This window comes from Leptospira alexanderi serovar Manhao 3 str. L 60, from assembly GCF_000243815.2.
Lineage (GTDB): Bacteria > Spirochaetota > Leptospiria > Leptospirales > Leptospiraceae > Leptospira > Leptospira alexanderi.
This window is the reverse complement of the sequence record NZ_AHMT02000027.1, coordinates 20,417-30,000: the sequence shown is the minus strand read 5'-3', so window position 1 is coordinate 30,000 and position 9,584 is coordinate 20,417. Positions and strand designations below refer to the sequence as shown.

General features: G+C 42.6%; 5 protein-coding genes and 2 pseudogenes (1 of these 7 cut by a window edge). 3 read left to right on the top strand and 4 right to left on the bottom strand.

What is annotated here, in order from left to right; genetic code table 11:
* The 3 genes in view from cdaA to dapA are tightly spaced (at most 15 nt apart) and all read right to left on the bottom strand, a layout consistent with a single transcriptional unit that may run on beyond the window.
* Positions 1-430: the 5' portion of a diadenylate cyclase CdaA gene (gene cdaA, locus LEP1GSC062_RS08940; protein ID WP_010578705.1), read on the bottom strand. It extends 395 nt beyond the left edge of the window; the window shows 430 of its 825 coding nt (coding positions 1-430); the start codon lies at positions 428-430; its stop codon lies beyond the left edge, outside the window.
* Between the two features lie 15 nt (positions 431-445).
* On the bottom strand, positions 446-1,255 hold the full coding sequence (dapB, locus tag LEP1GSC062_RS08935; RefSeq protein WP_010578704.1) for a 4-hydroxy-tetrahydrodipicolinate reductase: 810 nt from the start codon (positions 1,253-1,255) through the stop codon (positions 446-448).
* Positions 1,256-1,257: 2 nt separating this feature from the next.
* Positions 1,258-2,142 (bottom strand): 4-hydroxy-tetrahydrodipicolinate synthase, encoded by an 885-nt coding sequence (gene dapA / locus LEP1GSC062_RS08930; protein WP_020984132.1) that lies wholly within the window; start codon positions 2,140-2,142, stop codon positions 1,258-1,260.
* A 94-nt stretch (positions 2,143-2,236) separates the two neighbouring features.
* Between dapA and LEP1GSC062_RS08925 the strand changes: the two are divergent.
* Both LEP1GSC062_RS08925 and LEP1GSC062_RS08920 read left to right on the top strand, forming a co-directional pair.
* Positions 2,237-3,270 (top strand): annotated as a pseudogene (locus LEP1GSC062_RS08925) (MraY family glycosyltransferase).
* 136 nt (positions 3,271-3,406) lie between these two features.
* Positions 3,407-3,715 carry a helix-turn-helix domain-containing protein gene (locus LEP1GSC062_RS08920; RefSeq protein WP_020984103.1) on the top strand — a complete coding sequence of 103 codons (309 nt, stop codon included), beginning with the start codon at positions 3,407-3,409 and terminating at the stop codon, positions 3,713-3,715.
* A gap of 176 nt (positions 3,716-3,891) precedes the next feature.
* Here the strand turns inward: LEP1GSC062_RS08920 and LEP1GSC062_RS08915 are convergent.
* Positions 3,892-4,110: pseudogene (locus tag LEP1GSC062_RS08915) on the bottom strand (LA_1841 family salt-regulated protein); the annotation flags it as partial.
* Positions 4,111-4,817: 707 nt separating this feature from the next.
* Between LEP1GSC062_RS08915 and LEP1GSC062_RS08905 the strand changes: the two are divergent.
* Positions 4,818-9,284, top strand: a complete 4,467-nt coding sequence (locus tag LEP1GSC062_RS08905) for an LIC12048 family lipoprotein (protein ID WP_217699487.1) — start codon at positions 4,818-4,820, stop codon at positions 9,282-9,284.
* The last annotated feature ends 300 nt before the right edge of the window (positions 9,285-9,584 follow it).

The following is a 9,584-nucleotide window of genomic DNA, read 5'->3' as shown; positions in this document are numbered from 1 at the left end:
TTTCTTTCAGACTGTTTTCGCGCACGATCGCGATGAGAGATCCGGTTTTATTCTTTGCCATGATCTTGACCGCTTCGGTGATTTCTTCCAAATCGGTCATCTGTTTGAGTAGAAAGGGCTGAAAAATCTTCATCTTGGAAAGGTCCGCGGTGATCTTTCTCAGTTCGGGTTGTAGTAATACGATGATCGCAAATACCAAGGCGGGACGGATACTTTCTATGATCCAATCCAGTAGTTCCAGTTCGAAATAACTCGCAAAAATTCCCAAGAACCATATAACCGCGACCCCGAGTAAAAGTTGGATTCCTCTGGTTCTTCGGATGGTCGTATAAAACTGATAGATGAAAAATCCTACGATCAATATATCGATCACGATGACGAACGGATTTTTTCCGAGCGGGAAAAGAGATATATTCTTTAAGAAAAACAATCCGTAATCCCCGACTTACAATCCTAAAACCGCAAACATATCGTACAATCCGGGTTTACGTCCCACTAAAAACTCCGCCGCGTGAATCGATCCTACCGCAAAGGTTTTCCGATCCTGGGCTTTGTGTGTGATTTCGATCCTTTCTTCGGGCGTAAAGAAATAAACCGTGTGATCTCCGATCACTTCTCCGGCGCGGATTGTGTGAATTCCGATTTCCTTGGGGTCCCTTTCTTTTAGTATCCCGTGTCTTCCGTGGATCACGTTCTTGGATGTTCTGCCTAACGTTTCGAGAAGGATGTTCTTCAGCTTTTCCGCCGTTCCGGACGGTGCGTCCTTTTTATGTCGGTGATGGATGTCTTGGATTTCTATGTCCGAGTGTTCTCCCATCACCTTGGCCGCAATTTCGGTTAACTTGAATAGTAAATTGACTCCGATGGACATGTTCGGCGAATATACAATCCCGATTTCTTTCGAGGCCACTTTGAGTGCGTCCTTTTGGAGTTCGGTCAATCCCGTGGTTCCGATCACTACCGGCTTTCGATGTTGGAGACACGCTTTCAATGTCGCATCTATATTTTGATGTGTGCTAAAATCAATGACGCAGTCCGCTCCTCTTACCGCCGCTTCTATATCGGAGGAAAAATTTATCCCGTTTTGTTTGATTCCGGAATGAAGTCCCGAATCCATTCCCAAAAATACCGAACTTCCGCTTACCACGGAAGTAGAAAGCGTCGATTTGGCGGAGGTAGAAAGTACCGTGATGATGGCGCGTCCCATTCTCCCGGAACCTCCGATAAGCGCTATTTGAAACTTTGAATCGGACATTCTCACTCGTATCCTTTTTCTTTCAGTGTTTCGAGCGCCTTTTTGTATTTTACGCTTGTTTCATTTTGGGAAAGTCGGGTCAAAGGCAGCCGGATCTCCGGTCCGCAGTGACCGAACCAAGCCATTGCCGCCTTGATCGGAATCGGATTGGTTTCCATAAACGCTAGCGCAAAGACTTCTATAAAATCGTAATGTATCTTTCTGGCTTCGGTAATCTTTCCATCCTGAAAGTTCTTTACCATCTGTACGATTGCTTTCGGAAAGAGATTCGACACGACGGAAACTACCCCCACCCCTCCGATCGCAAGCAACGGTAACGTGAGATTATCGTCTCCGGAAAGTACGGTCATTTTATTTCCTACCAGAGAAATCAGTTTTCCCATCTGTCCCAGATCTCCCGTCGCCTCTTTCATGGAACGAATGTGTTTCACTTCGCTCAAACGAAGTACAGTTTCCGGTTGTAGATTTACGGAGGTTCTGCCGGGTATATTGTAGAGCATTACGGGCACGGAAGAATGTTCCGCGATCGCCTTAAAATGTTGGAAGAGTCCTTCTTGAGTAGGTTTGTTATAATAAGGATTTACGGTAAGAATTCCGTCCACGCCGTCCTTACAAGCGGCTTGCGTGAGTTCAATTGCCTCTCGGGTGGAATTGGAACCGGTTCCGGCTACGACTTGGATTTTTCCCTGTACGGCTTTGACGGTTTCCCGGATCAATTCCGCGTGTTCGGTGTGGGAAAGGGTCGGCGATTCTCCCGTTGTTCCACAAGGCACAACTCCGCTCACTCCCGCCTTGATTTGTTTTTCCAGTAGTTTGTTATAGCTCTCGTAATCGATTTTATCGTTTTTGAATGGTGTGATGATCGCCGTATAAACGCCCTGGAACATAAGGTTAGATTCTTTCCTTTAGCTTGATTTGGCAATCAAAATCGTTTCGATTTCTGATTGCAGTGAGACTTCTTCCTTCTAGGCTGGATCGCTAGTGAAACAGTTTTCTTTTTTCTGGAACCCCGGACTTTTGTGTGTTCTCGTTTTTTTAGTCACGTCCTTTTTCTCCTGGATCTATCTCCATTCCAAACGGTTCGGTATCTCGGACATTTCGAACGAAAGAAGTATGCATGTCGGCACTACGAAAAAATCGGGAGGAATTTGGATCTTTCTTCCGGTTTTTTGTTTGGCCGTGATTTGGTTCGGAGGTTTTGAAATTCCGGATCGGAAAATTTTTCTTTTTTTGCGGGTCTGTTGTTCTTTTTTTCGATCGGTTTGGCGGACGATCTGTTTTCTCTCGGTTCGGGTGTCCGTCTCGTTTTGGAATTTTTTTTCCTGTTCGCTTTTTTTCTCCTGGAACCGATTCGATTTTCGTTTTTGGGTTTTGACACCGGATACGTTCCGGGACTTTCCACGTTGTTTTTGATCGTCTACGTTTTGTTCGTCGTCAACGTTTGTAATTTTATGGACGGTCTTGATTCGTATCTTTCCTCTCATTTTCTTCTTTCTGTCTTTGCGTTCCCGTTTTTATTTCAATCCCAACTTCCTTCGGTTTTTTTTTGGATCTGCGCGGGCGTCTTCGGTTTTTTGGGTTTCAATTTACCCAAAGCGAAACTTTTTTTAGGAGATGCGGGTTCGCTTCCTCTCGGTTATTCCATTGCGGTTCTTCCTTTACTTTTTATCGATGTTTTTCATTGGGCTCGTTTTGAAATCTCTTCGGCTTTCTTTTTGCTTCCCGTTTTTTTTGTGGACGGTGTTATCACCATCCTACTTCGGCTTAAGGATCGGGAAAATATCTTCAAAGCTCATCGTAGACATCTCTATCAACTAGTCGCCGTTAGTTCGGCTAACAAAGGCTTGGTGGCATTTCTTTTTACGGCCGCCAACCTTCCGGCAATGTTTCTGTTTGCCATTCATCGTAACGCGGGTATTCCGGGTAGTATCGTATTTTGGTTTTGCTTAGCGGGTTATGCCGGGTTGTACTTTTTTCTGTTTCGTTGGTTCGGTTTTTCCTCCAAGCGTCCTTGATACAGTTCGTCCAATCTGTAAAGTCCTATCCACCGATTCCTAACATCTGATCCCTAAAACCCCGCATCCACCCATGTTTTCCATGAAAATATCCTATTTTGGTATATTCTATTTCAGAATGTAGAATTTCCCCGTTTTGTTCAAATCCATCCATTCACGCGAAGCGAAAATTTTTTGCAAAAATCTAATCGCCGCCAGAAAAGACGCCGACCTTACTCAGTTTGAGGTTGCTATGCGTTTGGGCCAACCTCAATCTTATATTTCCAAAATTGAATCCGGTGAAAGGCGTCTTGACGTTATCGAATTCTGGAAAATCTATAAAATCCTTGGCAAATCCTTTGAATTTTTCTTTCATTTTGACGAAAAGCCGGTTGGTTCCGAGAAAAGATCCAAAACTCTCAAAGCGGCTAGCAGTAAACGTAAAAAAAAGGGTTTTAAGTCTTAATTCTAGTTTTCGATCCTTTTGTTTGTTATCCACTTTTAATTCCGCCCCAAATCGCGGATGTTGGAACTCCTAAGTCTGCTAGTATTTCTATAACTTTTCTATGTGTCGTTATCCGTAGGAACTTGCGTTTTGTTTCGATCTTACCGATGTGATTTCGTTTTAGTTTTTGAGAACTCTTATTTGTCTTTTATTGCTTTGGTCAATTTTTTTCTTGCGATTTCCCAGGTTTGAATTTGACCGCTGCTATTTGTTACTCGACCGGGGTTCGATGTATTTCCCGCTTGCGTTCCAGGCGTATATTGTAAGGTATTTATAATCCCTGTATCCGCTAGAATGATTACGTCAGCGCCCTGTTCTCTCGCTTTTTCTTTCACGTATTCGACACAATGTTTCAAATGAATCGAAAAGGTTTTTGAAATTCTCAAAGAAACTTTTTTTTTTATATATAACGTCCGAGAGACCGATCCAGAAGCGATTCTCCTAAAACTTTTGACCGGGACTCAAAGCAGCACTACTTTTTACGAATCGTAGTGTTAGGTTTTTGGAACAAACTCCATAAACGAAACATCGAGTCGAATTCGAAATTGTCAGCTTTTTTGAAGAAGATTCACATTCTAATTTTTGAAACTAACGTATTACGGCATTCTTTTCATACGTCCGAATAGTAATTCAATAGTTTTAGTATCCCGTTCTAAATGACCTCAAACTACAAACATTCGATTTTTCAGCATTCTTTATTATAAGATGAGTTTAAATAAGAATAAAAAAATGTAAAAATCAGATCCGTTTTCAAAAAATCTAATTCAAAACGATCTCTTTATCAATAACGAACGTTTGGCGATACGGATAATTCTTACTCAAATTGAGTCAAAAATTTGATACATTTTTAGTAATAACATCACAAAAAAGAACATTTTTTCGGTTTTCTGTAGCCACGACAGACTTCGTTTTTTTCATAGCTAATATGAAACTTTTGTAATTTGAACGTATCTTGTCTTTTCCATCGGAAGCAATCGTATAACAATCGTAATGCGCTTTGGCTAACAATTGTATTTCGGGTGGGAACGTTAAAGTTCAAAAGCGTAAAACAAAGAGGTGAAAAATGTCGAAGATTCGTCGGATGTCGTATTTCCGTTTCTTATCATTATTATTCCTATCGCTTTTTGCGTCCTGTAGTTGGTTGGAGAAGGATCATAATACGATGGATAACGTGGATCTTGCGGGCGCAATTTGGTTGGCCGCGGAGCCTGTAAAAACCCAAGTGAACAACGAAGGTGTTCCGGTAAGACCGGGTAACGGAGGTTCAGGGGGATCCGGTTCAAATCCGGTAACACCTGTGGACGCAATTTTCAACCTTCCTCCGGGAAGATTAGTAAATTCGAATGCACTGATGGGAACGATCGATCCTACGGGTACCAATATCGTGAACGACTTTGACGGAGACGGAATTTTAAATCAGAATGAAACTCTGACGAACGTTTGGGTTGCGGACTATCCGCAAATCGAAACTACGATCGCGCCTCCCGTTACTTTAAAGATACAGATCCTAAAAAATTCGAGCAACCAAAGCGATCAGATCGTAAGCGAGATCAACTCGAACGACTTTGAAGCTTCCAAAAACGAAGGTTCCGAAAAAATTCATCAAAACGAGTTAAACGAAAGAACCGTTCAATTCCAGGATTCGTTTAGTTCCGAAACGGATCTAGGTCAGTCACACGAAAGATCCATATCCGCGGGTATGAATTCCGGGTTTGGGATGGGTCTTGTTTCCGTGGGTATGAACTACAGCAATAGTACTAGAGATAGTTGGAATGCTAAAAACGCCACATCCGCCACCACTACAAAATGGGCGGATCGTCCTTTTAAAAACAACATCGATCGGGACGCTTGGAATTTAAAATCCGATTCTTCCACGAACAAAGCGAGAAAGTATCGTTCCGATAAATCTTCTAAGATCAACGAAACTTCCACAGTTGAACCAAACTCGGGCGCGGTTCGCGCCGCTCTCTATATCAAAAATTTATCGGTCAACATGCCGGTTAAAATTTCAAACATTCTTTGTTCTTTGATGTTTGAAACTCCCGGCGGGGAACTCGTTCCTATGTCCTCCTTTCGTTTGAGAAACGACGATTATAGTCTTTTTGAAGTGGAAGTCTACGGCGGCTCGGACTTCGGTCCTTACGTTGTTGAATTAACAAATTTGAATACTGCGGAAGTGGAAAAGGCGATCGCGGCGGGTTATACTCCGAAGATCATGATCGTGGACTATACCATGACCCACGTCGCGGATTCCAATTACAAATCGAGTTTGCTCAGTTTTACGGGTAACAATCTTAAAATCATAGAAGAAAACGCAAAAGGTAGAACCGCTCTTTTGAAGGTTTACGGCCCCGGTGTGAGAGAAATGTTTCGTGTGACCGCGTTTGATACTCCTAACGTTTCGAATCCGTGTAACACTAAGTCTACGGACGTTTTTTCTCCGGGGATCAGTTTGAAAAAAGCTTTGGAAAGAATTTCCTGTTCGGGGGACAATATTACATTTAAGGATTATGTTATCGACTTGTCCGAATCGGCTCCTACTCTTGCGGAATCCAGAGTGTATTTTAAAGGTATTCAGTCCTTCGGTGGTATTAGCACAAGCCTTCCTTGTACGGACGAAACAAGCACCGGTTCGGACGGTGTGACTAGAACCGCTTGCGTTCAAAAACCGTATAGCCAATGGTCGGAATCCGAAAAGACGAACTCGGGTGTTTGGGCGATCTATTCCAAGGGGAAGTTTTATTCTCCCACCGAGTATTGGACCGACTCAGGGAATGTTCGTAAATTTGATCCTTGGAGAGGTGCGGTTGCCGCTCCGATTTTAAAGGGAGTGGATTCCATCATCTGGGCGGGTGACAACTACGACTTAGTTTACATTTCTTTTAAGGACTTTATCAAAGTGGAACAGAAGTTTGGAACCAATCCTTTAGAAACCGGAAACGGTTATCCCTTAAATACAAAATGGGATCTAAAAACCTTGGGAAATCATCCTTATTATCCGGATACGAATTCTCTTTATTTGGGTGAGGTCGGTTTTGGTGAAAAGGTCGAATTAAAGATCAAATTGGATAAAACGAAATATCTTTCGCCTAACTTCGGTTCTGCGGTGGATACGGGTCCGTATCAGTATTTTACAAATTTCTCTTACAATCCTCAGGTTTCTTCGGATCGTTACAATATCAATCAGGCCGCCGATTTTGAAATCAGTCTGGGTTTTGGCGGGAATAGGACGGATTGGTTTCATGTCGTTAAAGACTTAAGTTCCAACGATCCTTACAAATTGAAAAACTGCGGCACGACCCTGGACTTTATCGGCCAGACGTATACCCTTTGTGTTCAACTTCCCACGCTCAGTACTACTGTCGATCCAGCGATTAGTTTAGTAAAATTGTATATTCGACCCGCTTTAAATACCGCGTATCGTAAGACAATCTGGCCTTTGCATTTCTCTCAGGTTCGCAAACTGAAAGGAGAAGCGGGAGTTCCGATCGTTAAAGGTACGAGTCTTGTCAAAGTGGCGAACTCATACGGATCGGTGAACGTCGGAGATGATTTTTTTATCCAAGGAGATTCCACGAACTACAAAGTGGTTCAGGTTTTACCCGCGGCACAGGACGGTTCTTTTGACGTTCAACTAGATCGTCTGATTCAAATAGACGCTCAGAAGACTACTTCTGTGTATGTTCCGGGAACTTTAACTTCTCCGGATGTCAGACTTTCGGTTGATACCGGGTTTACCGCCGATTGGAATACTTTTGTGAATTCTTCCTTTAACTCCACGGCGTTCGATCAGATTCAATTCAAACCGTTTTTGTTAAACGGTAACGTGAGTTGTTCCTCAAGTCCGTTCCATCCAGGTTCTTGTTTGGGTTTTTCTCCCGAGTTGAACTCTCTCAACTGGATGGGGATTTACAACGAAGGTGTGGCCCTTTGGAATTCCTGGGCGGACGGCGGGGACTTTAGCAATTTCTTATATTCCGGACTGGTTCGTTTGACCGCGGCTACGGGCAAATCCTATCGTCTGGAAAGTACCAACACGGACTTTACCGTCAGTGCGGATGTGAACGCTCAAGATTTAGCATATGCAGCTGTAGCGAACCACGGGGACGTTGCCTTGACGGTTTGGAGACAGGGAACTACTTTGATTGGAAGATACAATCAGATTAGTACGGGACAAGCTTTGGGAAATCCGTTTAACATCAATTCGACGGCTTCCACCGGGAATTATATCGTAAAGGCGAAGAACGGAAAAGCGGTGATTGCTTGGGAAAGTGGATACAATATTTACGCGAGTGTCAAAGATTTGAATACACTGGCTTCAGTAGGAAGTGAAGTTTTGGTTGTAACTCGATTTGTTCCATCGTCCTTAATGCCGAGTCCTGGAGCTAATTTTTCTTTTGCTATAGACGCTGCAATTGGAAGTGACAAGGCGGCGATTGTTTGGAACGAATTTTCAATGTCATCGGTACTTTCTACAGATTATTCAATTCCATTTGGTTGGGACATTAATTTCTATTGTGGAATGAACTACAGTAATTGCTATTTTTTGGAGTCCAGAGTATATCGAAATTATACTAGAACGATTCGTTTAGATACGGGAGCCCTCTTAGCAGCAACAATTCCTGTAGCAAGCTTTTCGGAAACTAGATCAGTCAATCCAATAATGGGGATGTATTTTGCTTATTACATTCCATACTATCAAATGGATTTTGCAGCAGAGGCAAATAGTAACAATCAGGTTGTAATCGCTTCTCATTTGAAAAAATTAGGCTTCGAAGATCATACAGTCTACGGTTCCGTTTACGATATGGCTACGGGCACAAAGATCGGAACAGACAAAACCCTTTTGAGTGAAGCCACAAGACCCGTGGATTCTTTGCAAGTGGGAGCTACTGTAGGAAGGGGAATGGTTCTTTGGAGAAGAAACGACGGAGTAATTTTAGGAAGAGGGATTGACACTTCGAATTCCAATTTATTAGGAACTTCTAATATAGAAGCGGAGTCTGGAAATGTGGATTCTCTCAAGCTGACTTCTTTTGGAGATCGGGGGATTTTGACGTATAGAAAGAACGGTAAAGATGCTCTTTTAAGGATTTTGGATCTGCAAGCGGGGCAATTTTTGTATCCAAACGCTTTGTCTTTGGCTCAGATGAGTGCGGATTCTAGAAATCTCTTCTTAACCGGCTCTATTGTATCAGGAAATAAAATTCTAACTACTTGGGACCAAATCAACGGGACAAGACGAACCATCTGGGGAAGAGTCAGCGACCTATCCACATTTACAGTAGACGGTCCAAAAGAATTTCAGATCAGTACTACAAACGAAGGAGTTCAATACCGAGGAACTGCCGTTGTAAACAATGGTCTCGGGCTTGTAATGTGGCTTTCTCAAGACAAAACACAACAAAGAATACGAGGAGCCAAAGTGGATCTTGCAAACCCGGGCGCTTTGAAATACGGCCTGAACAATTTCTTTGTGTCTCCTTTGATCGACAGGGACTTTACGATCCGAGCTAAGATCAAGTATTAGTTCTAGTGGTTAGGTTTTAGGTTTTAGGGGTTAGGGACTTTACAAGTTACATTTTAGTACGAAAAGAATCAGGCTCTGATAAAGTACGATTTTTTTACTCTGTAAAGTTCCTATCCACTAAAATGGGGGCCTTCCTTCGGAAGGCTTTGTGGAAGTGAGTTCGATCTGTCGATTGACGCAAAATAGAAACTATTAGAATGGAATATACTAAGATTATGATATTCAAAAGTGTTTTTTCGAGTGGTCTAGATGTTTTTGAAAGCCACTCGGATTTGTATATAAAATCGTCGGAAGTACGAC

Bases quoted from the DNA above. Each gene is read 5' to 3' on its own strand.
- dapB (WP_010578704.1), bottom strand. From the start codon at position 1,255: ATGTCCGATTCAAAGTTTCAAATAGCGCTTATCGGAGGTTCCGGGAGA.
- dapA (WP_020984132.1), bottom strand. From the start codon at position 2,142: ATGTTCCAGGGCGTTTATACGGCGATCATCACACCATTCAAAAACGAT.
- LEP1GSC062_RS08905 (WP_217699487.1), top strand. From the start codon at position 4,818: ATGTCGAAGATTCGTCGGATGTCGTATTTCCGTTTCTTATCATTATTA.